This window comes from Cellulosimicrobium sp. MI9406 (genome assembly GCF_040595865.1).
Taxonomy (GTDB): Bacteria; Actinomycetota; Actinomycetes; order Actinomycetales; family Cellulomonadaceae; genus Cellulosimicrobium; species Cellulosimicrobium funkei.
On the sequence record NZ_JALIZI010000008.1, the window covers coordinates 133477 to 157771 of the forward strand.

Genomic DNA, 24295 nt, shown 5'->3' on the forward strand with positions numbered 1-24295 from the left:
CCGCGGCCGGCCAGTCCCCACGTCGACGGTCCGCGACCTCGCGGCCTCGCGGTCGGCGTGACGCACGTCATGTCACGCGACGACGTCCGGATCGGTCGGAGGGGTAGGGACGTCGGAGAGGCGCCCACAAGCACCAGGAGGCTCGTGATGGAACGGATCGTCGTCGTCGGCGGGGGCTACGCCGGGTTCACCGTGGCCCGGGAGCTCGAGCAGGACCTGCGGCGCGAGCTGCGGCGCGGCGAGGTCGAGCTCGTCCTGGTCGACCCCCGCCCGTACATGACCTATCAGCCGTTCCTGCCCGAGGTGGTCGCGGGCTCGGTCGAGGCACGCCACGCAGCGGTCTCGCACCGACGCCACCTGCGCCGGACGCGCCTCGTCGACGGCACGGTCACGCGCATCGACCACGCGGACCGCGCGGTCGTCGTGCAGCCCCGGTCCGGTCCGGCGTACCGGCTGCCGTACGGCACCGTGGTCGTCACCGCAGGCGCGGTGACGCGAGTCTTCCCCGTCCCGGGCGTCGCAGAGCACGCGATCGGCCTCAAGCACGTCGAGGAGGCCGTCGCCGTCCGAGACCGCCTGCTCACGTCGTTCGACCGTGCCGCGAGCCTGCCGCGGGGACCGGAGCGCGAGCGCCTGCTCACCGTGACGTTCGTCGGCGGCGGGTTCTCCGGGGTCGAGGGCTTCGCCGAGCTCCTGTCGCTCGCGCACGACCTCCTGCACCTCTACCCCGAGATCGCCGCGCCCGAGGTGCAGTTCCACCTCGTCGAGCGGAGCCCACGGATCCTGCCCGAGGTCACCGACCGCCCCGGCCGCTGGGTGGTCGGCCGGCTCGAGGCCCGCGGGGCGCACGTCCACCTGGGCGCCGGGCTCGAGTCGGCCGAGGGCGGCGTCGTCCGGCTCTCGACCGGGGAGGAGTTCGCCTCGGGCCTCCTCGTGTGGACGGCGGGGAACGCCGCGAACCCCGTCGTCGCGACGCACACCGACCTGCCCGTGGATGCTCGGGGGTACGTCGTCACGCGAGCGGACCTCCGGGTCGGCACCGGCGACGAGCTCGTCCCGGACGCCTGGGCCGCGGGAGACGGGGCAGCCGTGCCGGATCTCTCGACCGCCCGACCGGGTGCGCTCACCGTGCCCAACGCGCAGCACGCCGTGCGGCAGGGGCGACGCCTCGCGCGCAACCTGGTCGCCGTCCGACGTGGGCGCCGGACCCACCCCTACCGGCACGGCAGCCTCGGTGTCGTGGCGACGCTCGGGATCGGGACGGGCCTGTTCGAGTACCGCGGGCTCGTCGTGCGCGGCGCGCTCGCCTGGCTCGCGCACCGCGGGTACCACGTGCTCGCGATCCCCACCTGGGAGCGGAAGGTCCGGGTCCTGGCGGTCTGGCTGACGGCGGCGATCTTCGGACGCGACGTCGTCTCGCTCAGCGCCGTGCAGCGTCCGCGCGCCGCGTTCGTCGCAGGCGTGCCGCGGGCGGACGTCGGCTCCACCGAGGCGAGCACCGCCGGGCACGCCGACGCCGCGGCACGGGCTGCGGCGACGCACGGCGACGAGCCGGCCCGCGTCGCCTGAGGCGGTACGCGGCCGCGCGTCAGCCCACGGCCGCGTAGCCGCCGAGCTTCTCCGGGTTCACCTGGAGATACACGTGCTCGATCCCGCGCGCCGTCACGTCGAGCGACACCAGGGCGAACGGCGCGTCGTCGACGACGACGAGGAGCGCGGGGCGACCGTTCGCCTCGACGACGTGCACCACGGCGTCCGCCCAGTACTTGCGCCACACGTTGTCGAGGAACAGCGACACCCGCGCGAGCCCGACGAGCTCGACGCGCGACGCGTGCACCTTCCCGCCGCCGTCGGGGCGGGCGACCACGTCGTCGGCCAGGTACCGCTCGAAGCGGGCCAGGTCGCCGTCGTGCGCGGCGGCCACGAACTCGTCGAGCAGCCGACGGTGCTCTCCGGGGTCGACCGGGACCGCCGGGCGCGCGCCGAGCCGCTCCCGCGCCCGACGCGCGAGCTGCCGGGCGTTCGCCTCCGTCAGGCCGAGGATCTCCGCGACGCGCCGGTACGGGTAGTCGAACGCCTCGCGGAGCACGTAGACGGCGCGCTCGACCGGCGCGAGCCGTTCGAGGAGCACGAGGGTCGCGATCTCGAGCGCCTCGGCCCGCTCCGCGCCCAGGGCGGGGTCGTCCGAGGTGTCGACGGGCTCGGGGAGCCACGGACCCACGTACGTCTCGCGGCGCGCACGGGCGGACGTCGCGGCGTTGATCGCGAGCCGCGTCACCGTCGTCGTGAGGAACGCCGCCGGGTTCCGCACCACGGACCGGTCCGTGCCCTGCCAGCGGACCCACGCCTCCTGCACGACGTCCTCCGCCTCCGTCGCGCTGCCGAGCATGCGGTAGGCGATGCCGAAGAGCCGGGACCGGACGCTCAGGAACGCGTCGAGAGCCCCCTCGTCCTCCCGGACGACGGGGCTCTCGGGCGTTCGTGGGCCGAGACTCATGCAGCCACGCTACGACGCGGACCAGGCTCGCGCGGCCCTGCCGCACGACGACGTCACGCGACGCGCTCCGCGTGCTGCGCGAAGGTCGTGGCACCTCGCAGGGACTCCCCCCGGGGCACGAGCGCGTCCTCGACGAGCTGCGCCCCGAAGTAGGTCGCCTCCGGGTCCGCGACCACCTCCCGGTCGTCGCCCTGCGCCGCGAGCGCCTCGCGGACGAACTCGTCGAAGCGGAACCGCTCCGGCCCCGCGAGCTCGACGACGTCCGCGAGCGGCACACCCGTCGCGACGTCGGCCACGGTGCGCGCGACGTCCGCCGAGGCGACGGGCTGGAACGCGACGGGCGGGATATGCACCACGCCGTCGACGGTCGCGCCGTCCGCGATGGAGCGCGCGAACTCGAAGAACTGCGTCGCGCGCACGACCGACCACCCGTGCCCGGAAGCACGCACGAGCCGCTCCTGGGCGACCTTGGCCCGCAGATAGCCGGCGTCGGTCCGGTCCGTGCCGACGATCGACAGGACGACGTGGTGCCCGATCCCGGCGCGGGCCTCCGCGTCGAGGAGCGTGCGGGTGGACGTCTCGAAGAACCGCAGGACGTCGTCGTCCGCGAACGACGGCGAGTTCGACACGTCGACGACCACGTCCGAACCCGCGAGCGCCTCGTCGACACCCGCGCCGGACAACGTGTCCACGCCGGTGCTGGGCGCGGCGACGACCACCTCGTGCCCGGCGTCGCGCACGTCCTGCACGACCTGGCTCCCGATCAGCCCGGTGCCTCCGACGACGACGACTCTCATGATGTCTCCTCTCTCCGGCGCGGCGGGTGCCGCGCACCACTCTCACGACCGGACGACCGTCCGCGGTGTGACAGGCACGCGCGCGCGGGAATCGCGCGCGCCCGCCGCACGTTCCCCGGAGGGCGGACGCCCCGACGCCGCGACCCGACGAGTGCGAGGATTCACGCATGACGACGCAGCCTGCCGAGAACACCCTGAGCGCCGCCGACGAGGCCGCGCACGACGTCCCCGCGCCGTCGCCCGCCCCGGCCGACGCGCTGTGGGTCGAGCGCACGGGCACCCGCACGTACACGGGCCGGTCGGCGCGCGGCGCCGAGGTCTCGATCGGCCCGGCGAGCGAGGGTGCGGTGTTCACGCCCGGCGAGCTGCTGAAGATCGCCCTCGCGGCGTGCGCGGGCATGAGCACGGACCGCACGTTCGCCCGCCGCCTCGGCGACGACTACGCCGTGACGATCCACGTCCAGGGCGACAAGCTCCTCGAGGAGGAGCGGTACCCGAAGATCACGGGCACGTACGACATCGACCTCACGTCGCTCGACGACGACGCGCGCGACCGGCTCGTCACCGTCGCCGCGCGAGCGATCGACAAGGCGTGCACGGTAGGACGGACGGTCAAGGCCGGCGCCGAGGTCGAGTACCTGTTCCAGCCGGAGGGTGCCGGCCGCGAGGTCGAGACCCAGGACTGACCGCGGGATGACGGGAGGCGCCATGGCGTACCAGCAGGACCCCTCGAGAAGCCCCGTGCCGCGCGGCGGCGTGCCCGAGTACGGGACCCCGCCCCCGGACGCCGGGCGCAGGGACCTCTCGACGCAGGACGCGGTCGAGTGGTCCGCCTACCGGCCGACACCGCTGCTCGACGCCGCGCTCGACAAGGCGGTGACGATCCCGTCGCACGTCATCCGGGCGCACGTCGACTCGGTGCGCCGTCGCAACCCCGAGGCGAGCCCCGCGCAGATCGTCCGGATCCTCGAGCGCGAGTACCTGCTCGTCATCCAGACGGCGGGCGGCGCCGTCGGCGCGGCAGCCGCCTTCCCCGCGGTCGGGACGGGTGTGGGGATCGCGCTGACGTCGAGCGACGTCGCGACGTTCTTCGCGTCCTCGGCCGCGTTCGCGCTCGCGGTCGCGGACGTGCACGGCATCGCGGTGGACGACGTGGGCCGCCGTCGGGCGCTCCTGCTCGCGACCGTGCTCGGCGAGAAGGGCGCGCGCGACGTCGAGCGCGCGACCCAGGGGTCGGGCCTCGCGTGGGGCAAGGTGCTCCTGACGAGCATGCCCGCCGGGACGCTCGTCAAGGTCAACAAGGCGCTCGGCAACCGGTTCCTGCGCACCCAGCTCGCGAAGCAGTCCGGCCTCGCGCTCGGTCGGCTCGTGCCGTTCGGCGTCGGCGCCGTCGTGGGCGTGGCGGGGGCGCGGGCGCTCGGGCACGGCGTGATCGCCCAGTCGCGGCGCGCGTTCGGGCCGCCGCCGTCGGTGTTCGGCCGGCTCCTCGAGGTCGTGGAGTCGCCCGTGCAGGACGCGCCGCCGCGGCTCGTCCCCGTCCCCGAGGACGCGCAGCCGCGCCGCCGTCGTCGGCTGCTGCCGGGGCGGGGACGGCGCGACCGCTCCCCCGCCCGCGACGCCGAGTGACGACCCGGGGCGTGCGGCGCGTCGCCGTCGCGCGCGAGCTCGACGTCGACGCGTCCGTCGCGTTCGCGTGGGTCGCGGACCCGCGGACCCACCCGCGGTTCATCCCGCTCACCGTGATGACGACCCCGGCGGGCCGGGGCCCCGAGGTGGGCGACCGGTTCACCATGGTGAGCGGCCCGCTCGTCCGACGCACGGGCCGCGGCTTCCCGGACCGCATGGTCGTCGAGTCGCTCGACCGCCCGTCCGTGGCGGCGGGCCGCCCGGGCAGCACGCGGATCCGCAAGCTGGGACCGGCGCTGCTCGGCGACGCGGGCTTCGAGGTCGTGCCGCTCGGCACGGGCCGCTGCCGGGTCGTGTGGTGGGAGGAGGCGTACCTCGCCGGTCCCGTCCCCCGCGGGATCACGGCGCCCCTCGTCGGGGTCGCGCTGCGCGTCATGATGCACGTCTCGCTGCGCCGCCTCGACGCGCGCCTGCGCGCCCGCCGGTAGCCACGAGCGGCCCGGCTGCCGGGCCGCGCCCCGCGGACGCGACGGACCCGGGGCCCCACGGGACCGACCAGCGTCGGTACCGCGCGACCCCGGGTCCGGGGTGGTGGGTTCAGGCCGTCGGCTCGTCCTCCACCGGGGCGTCCTCCACCGAGGTGTCCTCCGTCGGGCTGCCCGACGACGCACGGTCGGTCGAGGTGTCGGGCACGGCCGGGCCCGCGAGGATCAGGTAGAGCTCACGACGCGTGCGCTCGAGGAGCTCCGCGGCGGCCGTCGTCTGCTCGTCGGTGCCGGTGCGGGCGACCTGGTGGACCGCCGCGGCCACGGCCTCGACGCCCGCGCGCAGCTCGCGCCGCGGGCGGCCGCCCCGACCGGCGGCGTCGGCGAACGGGTCGCCCAGCTCGTCGGCGTGCTCCGCGACGTACGCGGTGCCCGCCTCGGTGAGCGTCGCGAGGCGGCGCCCGCCGTCGGCCGAGAGCTCGACGAGCCCCTCGTCCTGGAGCAGGTTCAGGGCCGGGTAGACCGCGCCGGGGCTCGGGCGCCACTGGCCCTCGCTGCGCTCCGCGATCTCCTGGATCACCTGGTACCCGTGCATGGGCTGCTCGGCGAGGAGCAGCAGGACGGCGGCGCGGACGTCGCCGCGGCCGGCGCGCCCGGGGCCGCGACCGCGGCCCCCGTGGCGGCGACCGCCGTGACCGGGACCGAAGCCGGGCCCGCCCGGGCCGAACCCGGGGCCTCCCGGCCCGGGACCGAACCCGCGACGGTCGTCGGCCGGACCGCCGGGGCCGAAGCCCCGGCCGCCGTCGGCCGGTCCGCCGAACCCGCGCCCACCACCGCGGCGGGCTCCGCCGCGGCCACGGGGGCCGTCGCCGCGGAACCAGGCCGCGTCGTCGGGCACGGGCGGGAAGCCGTCGCGACGACGGCGGTCCGGGCGCGGCCCGGGTCGCTCGCCGGACGGCTGGGACATGTTCTGGACGTTCTCCGGGGTCTTGCCCCGGTGCTGGTGTGCGTGGTGCATGAGAGGTGTCTCCTGTACGTGGATGTTCGAGGGCTCCGGGTGATCCGCGGAGCGTGGCGGGCCGGTCCGGCCGCGCGGTCGTCGCGAGCCGCGTCTCGGGCTCAGCGATACGGTAACGATATATCGATAGAATATCGCTGTCAACACCCTTGCTGCTCGCGTGCCGTCCCAGGACGCGCACACCTCCCGGACGTACGCTGACTTCCAGCAGCCAACCGGCAGCCACCAGCAGCACCGGGCGCATCCCCCGTCCGGCACCCCCCCGGGCCGCACCACCCCGGCGGCCCGGCTCCCGCGAGGAGGCGGCGATGCGCCCAGGCCAGTCCCGGCACTACCTGATGTGCCGGCCGACGTACTTCACCGTCAGCTACGAGATCAACCCCTGGATGGACCGGCGCACACCGGTCGACACCGCGCTCGCGGTCGCGCAGTGGGAACGCCTGCGCGACACCTTCCGCGACCTCGGCCACACCGTCGAGACGATCGACCCCGTCCCCGGCCTGCCGGACATGGTCTACGCGGCCAACGGCGCGACCGTCGTCGACGGCCTCGTCTACTCCGCGCGCTTCGCCCACCCCGAGCGCGGGCCCGAGGGACCCGCCTACCTCAAGTGGTTCGCCGACCACGGGTACGTCACCCACCTGGCGGAGCACGTCAACGAGGGCGAGGGCGACCTGCTGCTGGCCGGCGACGTCGTGCTCGCCGGCACCGGTTTCCGCACCGAGCGCGCCGCGCACGCCGAGGCCGCGGCCCTGTGGGGCCGGGAGGTCGTGACGCTCGAGCTCGTGGACCCGCGGTTCTACCACCTGGACACGGCGCTCACCGTGCTGCGCGGCAACGAGGGCACCGCCGGCACCCGCGGGACCGGCGACGCCGTGCACCCCGACGACGGCACCCACCCCGCGCTCACCGGCCCGCCGGCCGTCGACGTCGTCTACCTGCCCGCCGCGTTCTCCCCCGCCGCGCAGGAGGTGCTGCGCGAGCGCTACCCCGACGCGCTCCTCGCGACCGAGGAGGACGCCGCCGTGCTCGGCCTCAACGCGGTGAGCGACGGGACGCACGTCGTGCACTCGCCGCGCGCGGGCCGGCTCGCCGCGGCGCTCCGCGAGCGCGGCTACGAGACGGTCGCGGCGGACACGTCGGAGCTGCTCCGCGGCGGCGGCGGGGCCAAGTGCTGCACGCTCGAGATCCGCGAGCCCGCCGTCCCCGCCCCGGCGCCGACCGGGAGCGCGTCGTGACCGCCCAGGAGGTCCGCGCGTCGGACGGCGGCACGGGCGCGAGCAGCGCCACCGGCCCGCTCGACGGCGACCGGCCCGCTGACGGCACCGGCGGCGGCGCGCTCGCGCACAACTACCACCCGCTGCCCGTCACGGTCGCGAGCGCCGAGGGGTCGTGGGTCACCGACGTGACCGGTCGCCGCTACCTCGACCTCCTCGCGGGGTACTCGGCGCTCAACTTCGGGCACCGGCACCCCGCGCTCGTCGACGCCGCCACGCGCCAGCTCGGCCGCGTCACGCTCACGTCGCGCGCGTTCGACCACGACCTCCTGCACCCGTTCGCCGAGGCGCTCGCGGCGCTCGTCGGGCCGCTCACCACGGGCGGGGCCGACTCCCTCGTCCTCCCGATGAACACGGGCGCGGAGGCCGTCGAGACCGCGATCAAGACGGCGCGCAAGTGGGGCTACGACGTCAAGGGCGTGCCCCCGGGCGAGGCGACGGTCGTCGTCGGCTCCGGGAACTTCCACGGCCGCACGACGACGATCGTGTCGTTCTCCGACGACCCCGACGCCCGGCGCGGGTTCGACCCGTACACGCCGGGGTTCCGGCTCGTGCCGTACGGCGACGTCGACGCGGTCGCCGCCGCGATCGACGACACGACCGTCGCCGTGCTCCTGGAGCCGGTGCAGGGCGAGTCGGGCGTCGTCGTGCCGCCCGACGACTACTGGCCGCGCCTGCGCGCGATCACGACCGCGCGGGACGTGCTCCTCGTGGCCGACGAGATCCAGTCCGGCCTCGGGCGCGCCGGGGCGACGCTCGCGACCGAGACGTGGGGCGTGCGGCCCGACCTCGTGACCCTCGGCAAGGCGCTCGGCGGTGGGATCGTGCCGGTCTCGGCCGTCGTCGGGCGGCGCGACGTGCTCGAGGTGCTCACGCCCGGGACGCACGGCAGCACGTTCGGCGGCAACCCGCTCGCGTGCGCGGTCGGGCTCGCGGTCGTCGATCTGCTGCGCACGGGCGAGCCGCAGCGACGCGCGCGCGAGCTCGGCGCCGGGTTCCAGGACCGGCTCACCGGGCTCGTCGACGCGGGCCTGCTCGACGGCGTCCGCGGCCTCGGCCTGTGGGCGGGCCTCGACCTCGACCCGGCGCGCGGGACGGGCCGCGACCTCTGCGAGGCGCTGCTCGCGCGCGGTGTCCTCGCCAAGGACACGCACGGCTCGACCATCCGCCTCGCTCCCCCGCTCACCATCACAGCCGAGGACCTCGAGACCGGGCTGTCCGCCCTGGAGGACGCCCTGACGGACCTTGCGCGGGGTCGGTAGAGTCCGGAGGGTGACCACGCCCGAGCCCACCGCACCCGGTACCACCACCCTCGCGTCGTCCCTCGACGACCTGCGTCGCGCGTACGCCGACCTGCAGGCGCTGGGGCTGAGGCTCGACCTCACGCGGGGCAAGCCCTCGGCCGAGCAGCTCGACCTCTCCGAGGCCCTGCTCGCGCTCCCGGGCGAGGGCGTGCACACGGACGCCGACGGCACGGACGTGCGCAACTACGGCGGCCTCGACGGGCTGCCCCAGCTCCGGCGCATCTTCGCCGAGCTGCTCGGCGTGCCCGTCGAGCAGCTCCTCGCGGGCGGCAACGCGAGCCTCACGCTCATGTACGACACGCTCGTGTACGCGACGCTCTTCGGCGTCCCCGGGTCCGAGCGCCCGTGGGGCCGCGAGGAGAAGGTCCGCTGGATCTGCCCCGTGCCCGGCTACGACCGCCACTTCTCCGTGTGCGAGGCGCTCGGCATCGAGATGGTCACCGTCCCCATGACGGCGGACGGCCCCGACGCCGCGGCCGTCGCCGCGCTCGTCGCCGACGACCCGACGATCAAGGGCATGTGGGTCGTGCCGACGTACGCGAACCCCGACGGCTCGGTCGTCACGGAGGAGGTCGCGCGGGCGCTCGTGTCCGTGCCCGCCGCCGCCCCCGACTTCCGCATCCTGTGGGACAACGCGTACGCCCTGCACCACCTCACCGACGACGAGGTCCGCAGCGCCGACGCGATCGCGCTCGCCGCCGAGGCCGGCCACCCGGACCGCGTGATCCTCTATGCCTCGACGTCGAAGATCACGTTCGCCGGCGCAGGCGTCGCGTTCCTCGCGTCGTCCCCCGGGAACGTCGCCTGGTACAAGAAGCACTTGTCCGCCCAGTCCATCGGCCCGGACAAGGTCAACCAGCTCCGGCACGCGCTGTTCTTCGGCGACGCCGACGGCGTGCGGGCCCACATGCGCAAGCACCGCGACATCATCGCCCCCAAGTTCGACGCCGTGACGAGCATCCTCGCCGACCGCCTCGGCGGCACGGGCGTGGCGTCGTGGACCGAGCCGAAGGGCGGCTACTTCGTCAGCCTCGAGGTCGTGCCGGGCACCGCGTCGCGCGTCGTCGAGCTCGCGAAGGGCGCCGGCATCGCGCTCACGCCCGCGGGCGCCCCGTTCCCCTACGGCAAGGACCCGGAGGACAAGGTCCTCCGCCTCGCCCCGACCCTCCCCCCGATCGAGGAGGTCCGCGTCGCGATGGACGGCGTCGCGACGTGCGTCCTCCTCGCGGCCGCGGAGCACGCCGCTCGGTAGAGGGCCCCGGACCCCCGCGAGGTAGAGCCTCCGGTCGCGAGAGAGAGCGCCCCGGGTTCTCCCTCGCGGCCGGAGGCTCTACCTCGTTCCGGCGCGTCTCTTCGCTCCTGGTGCATCGCGCTGGTCAGCGTCCCCTTCTCCGGCGCACGATGAGAGGGGTGCGCGACCGATGAGTTCTGCCGGCCCGGGCGGTCGGTGGGTGCGTGGGTGGCCCGGACGCTCCGGGCGGCCCGTCGGCAACGGCCAGGAGGGGACATGACCGAACCTGCACGCGGCGACCTCGCCGTCGAGGCGCGCGGCCTCGTCAAGCACTTCACGACCGGGAAGTCGGTGACCAAGGCGGTCGACGGCATCGACCTCCTCATCCCCGAGGGCACCGTGTTCGGCGTCCTCGGGCCGAACGGCGCGGGGAAGACGACCGCCGTCCGTATGCTCGCGACGCTCCTGCGCCCCGACGCGGGCACGGCGCGGGTCCTCGGCCACGACGTCGTGCACGACGCCGACAAGGTGCGGTCCGTCGTCGGGCTCACCGGGCAGTACGCGTCGGTGGACGAGGACCTCACGGGCACGGAGAACCTCGTCATGCTCGCGCGGCTGTACGGCTTCCTCGGCGGCACGGCACGCGGTCGCTCGGCCGAGCTGCTCGACGCGTTCGGGCTCGGGGACGCCGGCGACCGCCAGGTGAAGACGTACTCCGGCGGTATGCGGCGGCGCATCGACCTCGCGGCGAGCCTCGTCATGAGCCCGCGCGTCATCTTCCTCGACGAGCCGACCACCGGGCTCGACCCGCGCAGCCGCAACCAGGTGTGGGACATCGTGCGCGTGCTCGTCGCCGACGGCGCGACCGTGCTGCTCACGACCCAGTACCTCGAGGAGGCGGACCAGCTCGCCGACCGCATCGCCGTGATCGACCACGGCAAGGTCATCGCGGAGGGCACCGCCACCGAGCTCAAGCGGTCGGTGGGCGAGGGCGCGGTCCACCTGCGCCTCGCCGACGCGACGCAGCGGGGCCGGGCCGCGGAGGTCGTGGGTGCGCTGCTCGGCACGGACATCACGCTCGCGAACGACCCGTACGCGTTCACCGCGCGCGTGCCCGACGACGGCGCGGCGGACGTCGCGCGGATCCTGCCCGCCCTCGGCGACGAGGGGATCGTGGTGCCCGAGTTCACGCTGGGGCAGCCGAGCCTCGACGAGGTCTTCCTCGCGCTCACCGGCCAGCCCATGGACGACGACGAGACGATCGAGGAGGTGGCCTGATGGCCGCGGACCCCACGACCACCGCCGCGGAGCTGCGCGCCCCGGAGGCGAACGCGCTGCGCGCGGCGGTCGCGCTCGACCGGCGGCCGGACCGGCCGTCACCCGTCTCGGCGACCCTGACGTACACCTGGCGCGCGCTGCTGAAGATCAAGCACGTGCCCGAGCAGCTGTTCGACGTCACGGTCTCGCCGATCATCTTCACGCTGATGTTCACGTACCTGTTCGGCGGCGCGCTCGCCGGCGACGTGCAGAGCTACCTGCAGTTCCTGCTGCCCGGCATCCTCGTGCAGGCGGTGCTCTTCACGACGATCTACACGGGCTACACGATGAACACGGACATCAGCAAGGGCGTGTTCGACCGGTTCCGGTCGCTGCCCGTGTGGCGGCCCGCGCCGATCGTCGGCGCGCTGCTCGGCGACACCGTGCGCTACACGATCGCCTCGGTCGTGACCCTCGCGCTCGGCCTCGTGCTGGGCTTCCGCCCGCCGGGCGGCGTCGTCGGCGTGGTCCTGGGGATCGTGCTGCTGCTGGTGTTCGCGTTCGCGCTCAGCTGGGTGTTCACGGCGCTCGGGCTCGTGCTGCGTTCCCCCAACGCCGTCATGGGCACGTCGATGCTCGTGCTCATGCCGCTCACGTTCGCGTCGAACATCTTCGTCGACCCGTCGACGATGCCCGTCGTGCTGCAGCGCTTCGTCGACGTCAACCCGGTCACGCACCTCGTCACCGCGGTGCGCGGGCTCATGGCGGGCGAGCCTGCGACGGAGGGGATCGTGTGGGTCCTCGTGGCGTCCGTCGTCCTCACCGCGATCCTCGCCCCGATCACCATGCGGCTGTACCGCAACCGGAGCTGACCGCGCGCCGGGGCACCACGGGCCGTGGTGCCTCGGCGTGCCGGGGGCTCAGCCCTCCTGGGCCGCCGGTTCGTCGTCCTCGCACTTCTTGGTCACGACCATGACGGGGCACGCGGAGTGGTGCAGCACGGCCTGGCTCGTGGAGCCCAGCAGCAGGCCGCGGAACCCGCCCCGCCCGCGCGAGCCCACGACGATGAGATCGGACGCCGTGGAGAACTCCGTGAGGAGCTCCGCACCCGTGCCGTCGAGCACGATGCGCTTGATCGTCAGCCCGGGGTGCTCCGCCTCGTGGCGGTCGATGATGACGTTCAGCCCCTCGGTGACGTCGGCCAGGACCTGCTCGTGGTCGATCGACGCCGGCAGCCACGCGAGGAGGCCCGCACCGGCACCGACGGGGACGCCGGCGACCGCGACGAGCTCGGCGTCCCAGGCGCGGGCCTGACGGATCGCGTGCCGCAGCGCGATCTCCGCGGACGGCGACCCGTCCACCCCGACGACGATCCGGCGCAGGTCCCGCACCGGCGGCAGCTCCTGCGCGCCGCCCTCGTCGTCCTTCCCGCCCGCGCGGTACGGCACGACGACCGTCGGGCAGTGCGCGTGCGCGGGCAGCGCGGAGGAGACGGTGCCGAGCAGCCGCTCGGTGAAGCCGCCGCGCCCCCGCGTGCCGACGACGACGAGCGCGTGCTCGCGCGACATCTCGACGAGGACCCCCGCGGCGTCGCCGGTCGTGACGGTCGCCGTCGTGCGGACCCCGGCGCCCTCGGCGCGGGCGCGAGCCTCTTCCAGGACGGCGCGCGCGCCCTCCTGGATGGCCGAGTCGTCGAGGGCCGCGTAGCCGCCGTCGAGCGACGCCGCCGTGAACGACGGCAGCGAGTAGGTGCACACGATGTGGAGGGGCCACCCCACGCGCAGCGCGTACGCCGCCGCCCAGTCCAGGGCGTGGAGGCTCGGCGCCGAGCCGTCGACACCGACGAGGACGGATTCCGTGCGGGTCATGAGCGACTCTCCTCTCGACGGCCCGGTGCCATCGGACGACCAACCTAGCCGAGACCAGGCCCGGCCGTCCGTCTGCCACGAGTCACGAACACGTCAAGAATGCCACGAACCCCGCCCGCTCGCGCTGAGTGCGAGCGGACGGGGTTCGTGGCATTGACCGCGGGGGTCCTGATCGGGTGAGCGATCAGGCCACGCGGATGAAGGTGGGGTTCGACTGCCAGATCTGGCGGAACTGGACCGACTTCCCGGGACGCGGGGCGTCGATCATCATGTTGTCGCCCGCGTAGATGGCGATGTGGCCCGGCGTCCAGATGAGGTCACCCGGCTGCGCCTGGTCGCGCGACACCTTGGTGCCGACCGAACCCTGGGCGCCCGACGTGCGCGGCAGGTTGATGCCGACCTGCGCGTAGACGTAGCTGGTGAAGCCCGAGCAGTCGAAGCCGTCGGGGGTGGTGCCGCCGTAGACGTACGGGACGCCCACGTAGCGGGCCGCGATCGAGACGATCGACGAGCCGTAGGCCGACGCCGGGGCGCCGACGGAGGCCTCCTGCTGGGCCGAGGCCTGCGACTCGTCGGACGACGACTGCGTGGACTGGCGCTCCTGCGTGCGGCTCGTCTGCGTGGTGCGGACGGGCTCGGGCTCGGGCTCCGGCTCCGGCTCAGGGGCCGGGGTCACGGTGACCGGGGCCTCCTCGATGGTGAACGCCGCGTCGGCCGCGACGGTCACGGCTGGGGCGGCCTCGAGGGCCTGGCGGGCCTGCGCGGTGAGGGCGCTGAGGTCGACGGCGTTGAGCTTGCCGGACTCGTTGTCGACCGGGGCGGCCGTCGCGGGGGCGGCGGCGCCGATCATCGAGACGATGAGGCCGGAGGACGCGGCGACGACGGCGGTACGACGACCGACGCTCGACATCTGGTCCGATGCGGCCTGGGCGATGGTGCTGAGTGGCGTCACGGGACGCCGCGCCGCGCGGTGGCGGGCGCGAGTCGTGCTCACGGTCACTGTTGCCTCTCCTGGACGCCTGCGAGGTCAGCTGTCGGGTTCGGGTGGAAGAGTCACCCGGCCTGGCGGACCGGAGTCCGTCGGGCTTCACCCCAAGGGCGCTGTCTCCAGCACCCGGAAGTGGGTCCCCCGTCCCTGTCATCGGGTCGTCGTGGGCCTCTCGCGGTGACAGGGTTAGGCGTTCCGCGCGAGGTCTCCGCCAGATGGGTATCCCGACGGAGCAGGACGACCGTACAGGACCCCTCGGCAAAAGTCACGTTCCCATTACGACGGAACACGGCCCCTCGCATCGCCGCAGGTCACGGCGTTTCCCCCGGTGAACGGGCGGCTATCCGCGGGCGACGAAGAGGTGGCGCGCGACGTCGTCGGGCAGGTCGAGGACGACCGGCGCACCCTCTCCCTGCACGGTGACCCCGCCGGCCGGCGCCGGGCGCACCACGAGCGTGCGGCGCGGCAGCACCCCGGCCTGGGCGAACCGCGCGAGGAGCTCGACGTCGACCTGGACCGGCTCGGCGATCCGCTGGAGCACGACGCGCACCTCGCCGCCGCCGAGACCGTGCTGGGCGAGGTGGACGGGGAGCGACACGACGCCGTCGAGGAAGTCGACCTCCTCGAGCTGCTCCCCGAGCTCCGGCAGGCCCGGGATGGGGTTGCCGTACGGGTCGAAGTGCGGGTGGTCGAGCAGCCCGAGGAGCCGCTCCTCGACGAGCTCGCTCATCACGTGCTCCCAGCGGCACGCCTCGGTGTGCACGTACTCCCAGTCGAGCTTGATGACGTCCGTGAGGAGCCGCTCGGCGAGCCGGTGCTTGCGCATGACGCGCGTCGCCTTCTCGTGGCCCGCGGGCGTGAGCTCGAGGTGGCGGTCCCCCGTGACGACGACGAGCCCGTCGCGCTCCATGCGCGCGACCGTCTGCGACACCGTGGGCCCCGAGTGGCCGAGGCGCTCCGCGATGCGCGCGCGCAGCGGGACGATGCCCTCCTCCACGAGCTCGTAGATCGTCTTCAGATACATCTCGGTGGTATCGATCAGATCGGTCACGTCACGCTCCCAGTCGCTCGTCGGCTCGGGGCGCCCGGTCGTCGCTCCACGGGGCGCCTGCCCGCACCGGCGGGCCGCTGGGGGTCAGTCTATGGCGAGCCCGTGACCCGACCGCGGTGTCGTCCAGAGGCACCCGTGGTGCCTGGTGGCCCGCGCCTCCCCGCGGGCCCCGGCGCGGACCCTGCGGTGACGCACGGCCTGTGGACGAGGCTCCCGGGGTGCGCCGCGCGCGCGTAGGGTGACGCCGTGCCCGATCTCGCGAACACCTCGATCACGATCCCCTCGGACCTCCTGCCGGCCGACGGCCGCTTCGGGTCCGGGCCCTCCAAGGTCCGCGCCGCGCAGGTCCGGGCGCTGTCCGACGCCGGCACCTCCCTGCTGGGGACGTCCCACCGGCAGGCGCCCGTCCGGTCGCTCGTGCGCCGCACGCGCGAGGGCCTCGCCACGCTGTTCGCGCTGCCCGACGGCTACGAGGTCGTGCTCGGCAACGGCGGCTCCACGACGTTCTGGGACGTCGCGACGGCGTGCCTCGTCCGCTCGAAGGCGCAGCACGCAGCGTTCGGCGAGTTCGGCGCGAAGTTCGCCGCCGCGACGACCGCCGCACCCTTCCTGGAGCCGTCCCAGGTGATCTCGGCCCCTGCGGGGACCGTCGCGCTCCCGGAGCCCGCCGACGACGTCGACGTGCACGCGTGGCCGCACAACGAGACCTCGACCGGCGCGATGGCGCCCGTGCGCCGCGTCCCCGGCTCGCGCGAGCGCGGCGCGCTCACGCTCGTGGACGCCACGTCCGGCGCGGGCGCGATCCCCGTGGACGTCGCGGAGACCGACGTCTACTACTTCGCGCCGCAGAAGGTCTTCGGGTCGGACGGCGGCCTGTGGCTCGCGCTGTGCTCGCCCGACGCGCTCGCGCGCGCGGACGAGGTCGAGAGCAGCGGCACCCGCTGGCTCCCGGAGTCGCTGTCGCTGCGCACGGCCGCGGCGAACTCGCGCCAGGACCAGACGCTCAACACGCCCGCGATCGCGACGCTCGTCATGCTCGCGGAGCAGGTGGAGTGGCTCCTGGGCAACGGGGGCCTGGAGTGGGCCGCCGCCCGGTCCGCCGAGTCGGCCGCGCACCTCTACGGGTGGGCGGACTCGCGCGAGTGGGCGACGCCCTTCGTCGCGAACCCGGCGGAGCGGTCGACGGTCGTCGGCACGATCGACCTGGACGACGCGATCGACGCGACGACCGTCGTCGCCGCGCTGCGCGAGAACGGCGTGCTCGACGTCTTCCCGTACCGCAAGCTCGGCCGCAACCAGCTGCGCGTCGCCATGTTCCCGGCGATCGAGCCCGACGACGTCCGCGCCCTCACCGCGTGCGTGGACCACGTCGTCGACCACCTCGGCTGACGAGCGCGCCCGAGGTCCGCGCCCAGCACGAGGCCGGTGCCGCCCGGGAGACCGGGGCGGCACCGGCCTCGTGGCTCGGGCGGGAGTGGCGGCGTCAGGCCGCCCGGGCGGCCTCCTGCGCGTCCTCGGCCTCGATCCGCCGCCGCGCCTCGGCGCGTGCGGAGCGGTCGGTCGGGGTCCCGGCGTCGAGGTAGCGCACCACGAGGTGCGGGCGCTGCAGGACGCGGTACCGGACCTCGAGGTGCCAGTTGCGCACGGCCCAGACGGCGGCGCCCACCGCGACGAGCGCGGCGGTGATCGACCCGACGCCGATCGCCCAGCGCGGGCCCCACGCCTCGGCGATCCAGCCGACGAGCGGGGAGCCGACGGGCGTCGCACCGAGGAACACGATCATGTAGAGCGACATGACGCGCCCGCGCATGACGGGGTCCACGGACATCTGGATGGTCGAGTTGGCTGCGGTCATCATGGTGAGCGACGCGAGCCCCACGGGGATGCACGCGACGGCGAAGCTCGCGTACGTGGGCATGAGCGCCATGACCCCCGTGGCGACGGCGAACCCGAACGCGGACCCGATGACGAGCCGGACGCGCGGGCGCTCCCGGCGCGCGGCGAGCAGGGCCCCGGTGAGCGACCCGATCGCGAGGATGGACCCGAGGATCCCGTACTCCCCCGGCCCCATGCCGAACTCGACCTTCGCCATCATCGCGGACGTGAGCTGGAAGTTGAGCCCGAACGTCGACACGACGCCGACGACCACCATGATGACGATGATGTCCGTCCGTCCGCGCACGTACCGGATGCCCTCGCGGATCTGACCCTTCTCGCGCGGCGCGCTGGGCAGCACGTGGAGCTCGCGCGTGCGCATGTACAGCAGCGCGAGGATGGTCGCCCCGAAGGTCACGCCGTTGATGATGAACAGCCAGCCGGAACCGACGGCGGCGATGAGCAGCCCGGCGACGCCCGGGCCCACGAGGCGCGCCGCGTTGAACGACGCGCTGTTGAGCCCGACGGCGTTGGAGAGCTTGTCGGCGGGCACCATCTCGGCGACGAACGTCTGGCGCACGGGGTTGTCGAACGCCGAGACGACGCCGAGCAGGCCGGCGAACACGTAGACGTGCCACAGCTCGACGTTCCCGGACAGCACGAGCGCGCCGAGACCGAGCGCGAGCAGTCCCATCGCGCCCTGGGTGGCCATGAGGAGCCGACGGCGTGGCAGCCGGTCGGCGAGCAGGCCCGCCCACGCGGACAGGGCGAGCACGGGCGCGAACTGCAGCGCGGTGACGACGCCGACGGCGACGCCGGAGTTGTCGGTGAGGTCGCTGAGGACGAGCCAGTCCTGCGCGACGCGCTGCATCCAGGTGCCGACGTTCGCGACGAGCGCGGCGCCGAACCAGACGCGGTAGTTGTAGTACTGGAGGGAGGAGAACGTGGTGCTCATCGGGCGGCGATCCGGGTCAACAGCTCACTGGCGCGGGCCAAGGTCTCTCTTTCGTCAGGGGTGAGGGAGGACAGCTGCTGCGTGAGCCACGCGTCCCGGCGGCGCCGCGTCTCCTTGACCTCGCGCACGCCGGCGTCCGTGAGGCGCACGACGACCTGACGGCGGTCGCTCGCGTGCTCCCCCTTCTCGACGAGACCCATCTCGACGAGAGCGTTGACGGCGCGGGTCATCGACGGCGGCCGGACGCGCTCGTGCTCCGCGAGCTCGCTGGGCGACATGGCGCCGTGCTTGTGCAGGACGGTGAGGACGCCGAACCGCCCCTCGGGGAGGTCCGCCTCGCCGCGCTGGGCACGCAGCCGCCGGGAGATCCGGGTGAGCGCGACCCGCAGGTCGCCGCCGAGCGTCGCGGGCCGGTACTGGTTCCGGGTAGGAGCAGTGAGGTCCGCAGCAGGCATGATAGTTACCCTAACTCATTACCCTAGGTAAGGAAAGAGGTGCAGGTCACGTCCAGGGGCGCGCCGGAGAGGCACCACGCCTGGGCGCGGGCAGCGCCTCGGCAGGTGCCTGTCGCCCCTGCGGCGAGGACGCGAGGGCGGTCTGCCCGGCGGTCGGGTCAGGGCACGTAGGCGACGACGACGTCACCCTCGCCGTCCACGACGACGGCCCCCGTGCCGTGCGGGACGAACACGGACTGCCCGCGGACGAGCCGCGTCCCGGGCTCGGCCCCGGCGCCCGCGCGGGCGGCCGCGAGCGTCACCGCACCGTCCAGGCACAGCACGACGCGCGGACCGGCGGCGGGCAGCGGCACCGCGCCCGCGACCCGGCCGGCCCGGAGGGCGAACTCCGCGACGGGCGGGCGGTAGGCGACGAGGCCGGTGCCGTCGTCGACCAGCCGCGGTCGCGCGGCCGGACCGGGCGTGCACGTGGCGCACTCGAGCAGGGCGTCGACGTCGACGAGCTTGCTCGTCAGCCCGGCCCGCAGCACGTTGTCGGAGCTCGCCATGATCTCGACGGCGCACCCGGACAGGTACGCGTGCACGTGCCCCGACGGGACGAACATCGACTCCCCGGGCTCCAGGGTGACGCGGTTGAGCATGAGGGACACGACGGCGCCCGGGTCGCCCGGGTGCTGCTCCGCGAGCGCGAGGACGGTCGCGTCGGCGCGGCGCGACGTGCGCCGGCCCCCCGGCGCGGGCACCGCCGGCTCGCGCTCGGCCCGGGCGCGGACGGACGCGACGGTCAGCGCGAGGTCGGCCGCGACGTCGGGCTCCGCGCGGGCGTGGAGCGCGAGGGTGAACGCCTCCCGGACGCCCGCCTCGGTGGGGCGGGCGCGCAGGGTGTCGCGCATCCGTCCGGCGAGCGCGCCGTCGAGCCCGTCGAGCAGCTCGAGGATGCGCGCGGGTCGGCGGAACCCGGAGAGGCCCTCGAAGCGGGAGACCGCCACGACCATCTCGGGCTTGTGCTGGTCGTCGTGGAAGCTGCGCAGCGGCGAGTCGCGCGCGACGCCCTCCCGGTTCTCGCGGTTGAACCCGGCGCGCGCGAGGTGCGGGCGCGGGTGGACCTGCAGCGAGAGCGCACGGTCGGCGGCGAGCACCTTGAGGAGGTACGGCAGCCGGGGCCCGTACTGGTCGAGGACGCGCTGGCCCAGCACCCCCACCGGGTCCGCGCGCACCAGGTCCGCGAGCGTCGTGCCCGACGTCGTCTCCGCGCCCGGGTGCGACGTCCCGGCCGGGCGAGCGCCGCCGTCGGGCACGACGCGCGACGGCGCGAGCGGGTGCGCCCCCATCCACAGCTCGGCCGCCGGACGACCGTCCGGTACCACCCCCAGGAGGTCCTGGATCGCCGACGTCGAGCCCCAGTCGTACCGCTGGACGGTGTTCTCCAGCCGGTAGAACGCCGACGGACGAGCGCCGGGGAGGGCGTCGTCCACCGACACCTCCCCCGACCGCTCGTCCGCCGCGCTCGTCATGGGCCGAGCCTAGAGGCCCAGGGCGTCCCGGATGGGGCCGAGGAGGAAGTAGACGACGAACATCGCCGCCGCGACCCACATCAGCGGGTGGATCGCCCGGACCTTGCCGAGCGCGAGCTTGATGAGCACGAAGGCGAGGAAGCCCGCCCCGATGCCGTCCGCGATCGAGTAGGTGAACGGCATGACGATGATCGTGAGGAAGGCGGGGATGCCGATCTCGACGTTCTTCCAGGAGATGCCCGCGATCTGCGTCATCATGAGGAACCCGACGAAGACGAGCGCGGGCGCCGCGGCCTCGTAGGGGACGAGGGCGACGAGCGGCGACAGGAACGTCGCGAGCAGGAACGCGACACCCGTGACGACCGACGCGAGGCCCGTGCGGGCGCCCTCGCCGGCGCCCGTCGTCGACTCGACGAAGCTCGTGTTCGACGACACGGACCCGGCACCACCGGCCGCCGCGGCGATCGAGTCGACGACGAGGATCGCGCGCGAGCGCGGCGGGACGCCCTCGGCGTCGTTGAGGCGCGCCTCGGCGCCGACGGCGACCATCGTGCCCATCGAGTCGAAGAAGTCGGCGAGCAGGAGCGAGAACACCAGCAGGATCACGGTGACGGTCGCGATGTTCTGGAACGAGCCCAGGAGCGAGAACTGGCCGAGGAGGCCGAAGTCCGGGACCTGCACGACGCCGTCGAACGTGGGCGCGTTGAGGTTGAAGCCGTCCGGGTTCGAGCCGTCGGGGGCCTTCGCGCCGATGTGGAGCGTGTTCTCCAGCACGACGGCGAGCACGGTCGCCGTGAGGATCGCGACGAGCAGCGCGCCCTTGACCTTGCGCACCCACAGCACGATCGTCAGCACGAGGCCCACGACGAACACGAGGATCGGCCACGTGCCGAGGTTCCCGAGCGCGAGGAGCGTGCCGCTGCCCGCGGTGACGAAGCCCGCGTTGACGAGGCCGATCAGCGCGATGAACAGGCCGATGCCGACGCTGATGGCGGTCTTCAGCTCGAGCGGCACGGCCCGGAAGACGGCCTCGCGGAACCCGGTGAGCACGAGCACGAGGATGATGAGGCCCTCGATGACGACGAGGCCCATCGCGTCAGCCCACGTGACCCCGGGCAGCGACGCGATCGAGTACGCGACGACGGCGTTGAGGCCGAGCCCGGCCGCGAGACCGAGCGGGAAGTTCGCGAAGACGCCCATGGCGAGCGTCATGACGCCCGCGACGAGGGCGGTAGCCGCGGCGATCTTGCCGAAGTCCGGCTCGGCGCCCCCGCCGAGGAACTGGCCCGTGCCGTCCTGGACGGTCCCGATGATCAGCGGGTTCAGCACGATGATGTAGGCCATCGCGAAGAACGTCACGAGACCGCCGCGGATCTCGGTGCCGATCGTCGAGCCGCGCTCGGTGATCTTGAAGAAGCGGTCGATCGCGCCGCGCGCAGGCACGGGGGCGTGCTCGTCCTCACGGACGGAGGTGGGGGTGGACATGGGGAGAATGCTGCCAGAACCGTGTGACCGCGCGGTAACGCGCCGGACACGGTCGGGCATCGCCCGCCGGGGTCGTCCGTGCACGTCAGGCCGCGCCGACGGCGTCGAGCGCCGTCCGGGGTGTGCTCGACGCCACGTCCGCCGGCCCAGGCGCCGTCCCGTCGTGCGCGCGGGGCACGCCGTGACCGTGCCCGAGGGACTCGGCCGTCGCGAGGTCGGTGACGCTGCGCGGCGCGCCCGAGGCGAGCTGGACCGCGTGGAGCACGTCGAGGATCGCGTTCGCCCGCTCCCCGGCGGGGCCCGCGGGGACGCCGTGCACGACCCGGGCGGGGTGCAGGAGGTCGACGACGGCGTGGCCCGGCCGGTGCTCGTCGGGCACCCAGGCGACCGTGGCCGGGACGCCGTCCGCGGCGAGGCACGCGGCGAGCAGCGCGGCGGTGCCCGCGGGGACGCGGGCGCGCCCGACGACGAGGTCGCCGGGGCCGAGGTGCGGGGCGAGGCCGTCGAGCGCGTCCCGCAGCGTCGCGACGCGCGCCGCACCGCCGGCGTCGGGCGTGGCCCCGGCGCCGACGCAGAGCAGGTGCACGCGCGCACCGGCGACGGCCGTGCGGTCGGTCGTCGGGCGCAGGCGCCCGCTCACGAGGCCGAGCGCGAGGAGCCGGGGCAGCCGCGGCTCAGCGGTCCTCGGCGCGGAGCGGAGCGCGGCGAGCGCGCGCGGGTCCGGGTCGAGGAGCACGACCTCGTGCCCGGCGGCGGCGAGGCAGGCCGCGTGCAGGACGCCGCGGCGACCGCCTCCCGAGACCGAGACCCGCACGACGCACCTCCTCCTGCCCGCCCCGACACCCCGGCGGGCCTCAGTAGGCCCCGGAGCCGGAGAACACCGCGCGCGCCGTGCGCGCGAGGATGAGGAAGTCGCCGAACATCGTCCAGTTCTCCACGTAGTACACGTCGAGACGGACGCTCTCCTCCCACGACAGGTCCGACCGGCCGCCGACCTGCCACAGGCCCGTGAGACCCGGCTTGACCAGGAGCCGACGGCGGACCTTCTTCTCGTACTTCTGGACCTCGCGCGGCAGCGGGGGCCGCGGGCCGACGAGGCTCATGTCGCCGCGCAGGACGTTGAGGAGCTGCGGCAGCTCGTCGAGCGAGTAGCGGCGCAGCACCCGGCCGACGGGCGTCACGCGCGGGTCGTCGCGCATCTTGAACAGGAGGCCGGAGCCGTCGTTCTGCTCCTCGAGCTGCTCGACCTCGCGGTCGGCGCCCACGCGCATCGAGCGGAACTTGTACATCGAGAACGTGCGGCCGTTGCGCCCGACGCGCTCCTGGCGATAGAGGACGGGACCGCGGCTCGTGAGCCGGACCGCGAGCGCGACCGCGACGAGCACGGGCAGCGCGACGAGCGTGATGAGGGCCGCGCCCGTCCAGTCCACGACCGACTTCACGGCGAACTTGGGCCCCGTGAAGCGGGGCGCGTCCACGTGCAGGAGCGCGACGCTCTCGGCAGGCGTGATGGTGATGCGGGGGCCGGCGACGTCCGCGAGCTCCGCCGTGAGCATGAGGTCGACGCCGAACGGCTCGAGCTCCCAGCCCAGGCGGCGCACGACCTCGGCCGTGATGGCGTCCGAGCCGGAGACCGCGACGACGTCCGCGCCCACCCGGGTCGCGACCTCGCCCGCGTGCCGGAGCTCGCCGAGCACCGGGACGCCGTGGATCTCCTCGCCCGCCCCGAACCCGCCCGACGGGACGCACACGCCGACGACGCGGTAGCCCGACTCGTCGCGGGAGTTGAGGTCGCGGATGAGCCGCTCGGCCTGGTCGCGGTGCCCGATCGCGAGCACCGCGGACCGCATGCCGCCGTGGGCGCGCTGGCGGTGGAGCCACTGGCGCCACGCGTACCGGCCCGCGAGCAGCCCACCGAGGCCGAGGGGGAACGCGAACGCGAGGTAGCCCCGGGTCTCCGGGAAGCGGAGCAGGAAGGCGAGGACGGCGAGCACCGCGAAGAGGCGCCACGACGCGTCGAACACGCGGTGGTACTCGGTGGGCCCGCTGCCCATGACGCGGGGGTCGCGCGTCCGGCTGGCCACGAGGGACACGGACCAGGCGACGCCCACGAGCACGGACAGGACCACGTAGGGGACGCGGGCCCGGCTCACGGGCTCGTCGATCACGGCGTCCCAGCGCAGGAAGTAGGCGACCAGCACGGCCACGACGATCACCACCGTGTCGGTGACGAGCAGCCGGCGGCGGTAGGCGACCTCCCAGCCCTGCGCGGCGAACGCGGCCCGCGCGGCGCGGATGCGCGCCGCGGGCGACGCGGTGAGAAGGGTGCGCAGACCTCGTCTCGTGTCGTCGGTGACGCTGTGGGACATGCGTCCACCTCCGGTCGGCTCCACACCCTGCATGGCGACTCATCCTAGGTTCGAGAATGTGCGATAACGAGGGTTGACGAGGGCTTTCACCCGGGTGAGAAGGCGTTCCGGACGACTGCTGTCCGGAAGGTCCCGGGCCGCAGGATCCTGCGGTTCTCGCCGTGTCCGCGCGTCGTGAAGGAATTCACTGGACAGGTGTCCAGGTCTGACGTTCCGCCGCGCGCGACACTGGGTGCGGAGAAG

General features: G+C 74.4%; 22 protein-coding genes and 1 riboswitch. Of the genes, 10 read left to right on the plus strand and 12 right to left on the minus strand.

Annotation, left to right across the window (positions count from 1 at the left end):
• The first annotated feature begins 147 nt into the window (after window positions 1-147).
• Complete coding sequence (locus MT994_RS15775) at window positions 148-1569, plus strand: FAD-dependent oxidoreductase (protein WP_354807021.1); 1422 nt, start codon at window positions 148-150, stop codon at window positions 1567-1569.
• 19 nt (window positions 1570-1588) lie between these two features.
• Here the strand turns inward: MT994_RS15775 and MT994_RS15780 are convergent, their stop codons facing one another.
• Window positions 1589-2497: an RNA polymerase sigma-70 factor gene (locus MT994_RS15780; RefSeq protein WP_354807022.1), complete on the minus strand. Its 909-nt coding sequence runs from the start codon at window positions 2495-2497 to the stop codon at window positions 1589-1591.
• Between the two features lie 53 nt (window positions 2498-2550).
• Window positions 2551-3294: an SDR family oxidoreductase gene (locus MT994_RS15785; RefSeq protein ID WP_163188058.1), complete on the minus strand. Its 744-nt coding sequence runs from the start codon at window positions 3292-3294 to the stop codon at window positions 2551-2553.
• A 167-nt stretch (window positions 3295-3461) separates the two neighbouring features.
• On the opposite strand from MT994_RS15785, the gene MT994_RS15790 reads away from it, so the two are divergent.
• From MT994_RS15790 to MT994_RS15800, 3 genes are read left to right on the plus strand one after another with little or no spacing between them, the layout of a single operon-like run.
• On the plus strand, window positions 3462-3980 hold the full coding sequence (locus MT994_RS15790) for an OsmC family protein (protein ID WP_081895945.1): 519 nt from the start codon (window positions 3462-3464) through the stop codon (window positions 3978-3980).
• Window positions 3981-4002: 22 nt separating this feature from the next.
• Window positions 4003-4920: a hypothetical protein gene (locus MT994_RS15795; protein WP_354807024.1), complete on the plus strand. Its 918-nt coding sequence runs from the start codon at window positions 4003-4005 to the stop codon at window positions 4918-4920.
• A gap of 11 nt (window positions 4921-4931) precedes the next feature.
• Complete coding sequence (locus MT994_RS15800) at window positions 4932-5408, plus strand: SRPBCC family protein (RefSeq protein ID WP_051028110.1); 477 nt, start codon at window positions 4932-4934, stop codon at window positions 5406-5408.
• A gap of 109 nt (window positions 5409-5517) precedes the next feature.
• Here the strand turns inward: MT994_RS15800 and MT994_RS15805 are convergent, their stop codons facing one another.
• Window positions 5518-6423 carry a PadR family transcriptional regulator gene (locus tag MT994_RS15805; protein WP_354807025.1) on the minus strand — a complete coding sequence of 302 codons (906 nt, stop codon included), beginning with the start codon at window positions 6421-6423 and terminating at the stop codon, window positions 5518-5520.
• Window positions 6424-6665: 242 nt separating this feature from the next.
• Here MT994_RS15805 and ddaH point away from each other — a divergent pair, with 242 nt between their 5' ends.
• The 5 genes from ddaH to MT994_RS15830 all read left to right on the plus strand — a co-directional run bounded on the left by ddaH (window position 6666) and on the right by MT994_RS15830 (window position 12364).
• Window positions 6666-7661, plus strand: a complete 996-nt coding sequence (gene ddaH, locus MT994_RS15810; protein ID WP_354807079.1) for a dimethylargininase — start codon at window positions 6666-6668, stop codon at window positions 7659-7661.
• Complete coding sequence (gene rocD / locus MT994_RS15815) at window positions 7658-8962, plus strand: ornithine--oxo-acid transaminase (RefSeq protein ID WP_354807026.1); 1305 nt, start codon at window positions 7658-7660, stop codon at window positions 8960-8962. Before ddaH ends, rocD begins: the two co-directional genes overlap by 4 nt.
• A 10-nt stretch (window positions 8963-8972) precedes the next feature.
• Entirely contained in the window at window positions 8973-10256 is a 1284-nt protein-coding gene (locus MT994_RS15820; RefSeq protein WP_354807027.1) for an aminotransferase class I/II-fold pyridoxal phosphate-dependent enzyme, read from the plus strand.
• 255 nt (window positions 10257-10511) lie between these two features.
• On the plus strand, window positions 10512-11513 hold the full coding sequence (locus MT994_RS15825) for a daunorubicin resistance protein DrrA family ABC transporter ATP-binding protein (protein WP_034651234.1): 1002 nt from the start codon (window positions 10512-10514) through the stop codon (window positions 11511-11513).
• Window positions 11513-12364 (plus strand): ABC transporter permease, encoded by an 852-nt coding sequence (locus MT994_RS15830; protein ID WP_051028222.1) that lies wholly within the window; start codon window positions 11513-11515, stop codon window positions 12362-12364. The genes MT994_RS15825 and MT994_RS15830 overlap by 1 nt, the downstream gene beginning before the upstream one ends.
• 48 nt (window positions 12365-12412) lie before the next feature.
• On the opposite strand, the gene MT994_RS15835 is transcribed toward MT994_RS15830, so the two are convergent.
• The 3 genes from MT994_RS15835 to MT994_RS15845 all read right to left on the minus strand — a co-directional run bounded on the left by MT994_RS15835 (window position 12413) and on the right by MT994_RS15845 (window position 15399).
• Entirely contained in the window at window positions 12413-13360 is a 948-nt protein-coding gene (locus MT994_RS15835) for a universal stress protein (protein WP_076406209.1), read from the minus strand.
• Window positions 13361-13544: 184 nt separating this feature from the next.
• Complete coding sequence (locus MT994_RS15840) at window positions 13545-14360, minus strand: C40 family peptidase (protein WP_228485067.1); 816 nt, start codon at window positions 14358-14360, stop codon at window positions 13545-13547.
• A gap of 1 nt (window position 14361) precedes the next feature.
• Window positions 14362-14551, minus strand: a riboswitch (cyclic di-AMP (ydaO/yuaA leader).
• A 137-nt stretch (window positions 14552-14688) separates the two neighbouring features.
• The gene (locus MT994_RS15845; RefSeq protein ID WP_021482469.1) at window positions 14689-15399 is read right to left on the minus strand and encodes a metal-dependent transcriptional regulator; all 711 of its coding nucleotides are present in this window, start codon (window positions 15397-15399) and stop codon (window positions 14689-14691) included.
• A gap of 246 nt (window positions 15400-15645) precedes the next feature.
• Between MT994_RS15845 and serC the strand changes: the two genes are divergently transcribed.
• Window positions 15646-16788, plus strand: coding sequence for a phosphoserine transaminase (gene serC / locus MT994_RS15850; RefSeq protein ID WP_228485068.1), 1143 nt, complete (start codon window positions 15646-15648; stop codon window positions 16786-16788).
• Between the two features lie 94 nt (window positions 16789-16882).
• Here serC and MT994_RS15855 read toward each other — a convergent pair whose 3' ends face one another.
• From MT994_RS15855 to MT994_RS15880, 6 genes are all read right to left on the minus strand, one after another.
• Window positions 16883-18229 (minus strand): MFS transporter, encoded by a 1347-nt coding sequence (locus tag MT994_RS15855; protein WP_061268052.1) that lies wholly within the window; start codon window positions 18227-18229, stop codon window positions 16883-16885.
• On the minus strand, window positions 18226-18684 hold the full coding sequence (locus MT994_RS15860) for a MarR family transcriptional regulator (protein WP_021483075.1): 459 nt from the start codon (window positions 18682-18684) through the stop codon (window positions 18226-18228). The genes MT994_RS15855 and MT994_RS15860 overlap by 4 nt, the downstream gene beginning before the upstream one ends.
• 158 nt (window positions 18685-18842) lie before the next feature.
• Window positions 18843-20198, minus strand: coding sequence for a mannose-6-phosphate isomerase, class I (manA, locus tag MT994_RS15865; RefSeq protein WP_354807029.1), 1356 nt, complete (start codon window positions 20196-20198; stop codon window positions 18843-18845).
• Between the two features lie 9 nt (window positions 20199-20207).
• Window positions 20208-21683 (minus strand): NCS2 family permease, encoded by a 1476-nt coding sequence (locus MT994_RS15870; protein WP_034651820.1) that lies wholly within the window; start codon window positions 21681-21683, stop codon window positions 20208-20210.
• 85 nt (window positions 21684-21768) lie between these two features.
• Window positions 21769-22497, minus strand: coding sequence for a hypothetical protein (locus MT994_RS15875; RefSeq protein WP_354807031.1), 729 nt, complete (start codon window positions 22495-22497; stop codon window positions 21769-21771).
• Between the two features lie 40 nt (window positions 22498-22537).
• A complete protein-coding gene (locus tag MT994_RS15880; protein ID WP_354807033.1) occupies window positions 22538-24052 on the minus strand; it encodes a sugar transferase in 1515 nt (504 codons plus the stop codon).
• Window positions 24053-24295 lie beyond the last annotated feature (243 nt).

Coding starts and splice junctions, on each gene's coding strand:
- MT994_RS15775 (WP_354807021.1), top strand. CDS start 148: ATGGAACGGATCGTCGTCGTCGGCGGGGGCTACGCCGGGTTCACCGTG.
- MT994_RS15780 (WP_354807022.1), bottom strand. CDS start 2,497: ATGAGTCTCGGCCCACGAACGCCCGAGAGCCCCGTCGTCCGGGAGGAC.
- MT994_RS15785 (WP_163188058.1), bottom strand. CDS start 3,294: ATGAGAGTCGTCGTCGTCGGAGGCACCGGGCTGATCGGGAGCCAGGTC.
- MT994_RS15790 (WP_081895945.1), top strand. CDS start 3,462: ATGACGACGCAGCCTGCCGAGAACACCCTGAGCGCCGCCGACGAGGCC.
- MT994_RS15795 (WP_354807024.1), top strand. CDS start 4,003: ATGGCGTACCAGCAGGACCCCTCGAGAAGCCCCGTGCCGCGCGGCGGC.
- MT994_RS15805 (WP_354807025.1), bottom strand. CDS start 6,423: ATGCACCACGCACACCAGCACCGGGGCAAGACCCCGGAGAACGTCCAG.
- MT994_RS15825 (WP_034651234.1), top strand. CDS start 10,512: ATGACCGAACCTGCACGCGGCGACCTCGCCGTCGAGGCGCGCGGCCTC.
- MT994_RS15830 (WP_051028222.1), top strand. CDS start 11,513: ATGGCCGCGGACCCCACGACCACCGCCGCGGAGCTGCGCGCCCCGGAG.
- MT994_RS15835 (WP_076406209.1), bottom strand. CDS start 13,360: ATGACCCGCACGGAATCCGTCCTCGTCGGTGTCGACGGCTCGGCGCCG.
- MT994_RS15855 (WP_061268052.1), bottom strand. CDS start 18,229: ATGAGCACCACGTTCTCCTCCCTCCAGTACTACAACTACCGCGTCTGG.
- MT994_RS15860 (WP_021483075.1), bottom strand. CDS start 18,684: ATGCCTGCTGCGGACCTCACTGCTCCTACCCGGAACCAGTACCGGCCC.
- manA (WP_354807029.1), bottom strand. CDS start 20,198: ATGACGAGCGCGGCGGACGAGCGGTCGGGGGAGGTGTCGGTGGACGAC.
- MT994_RS15870 (WP_034651820.1), bottom strand. CDS start 21,683: ATGTCCACCCCCACCTCCGTCCGTGAGGACGAGCACGCCCCCGTGCCT.
- MT994_RS15880 (WP_354807033.1), bottom strand. CDS start 24,052: ATGTCCCACAGCGTCACCGACGACACGAGACGAGGTCTGCGCACCCTT.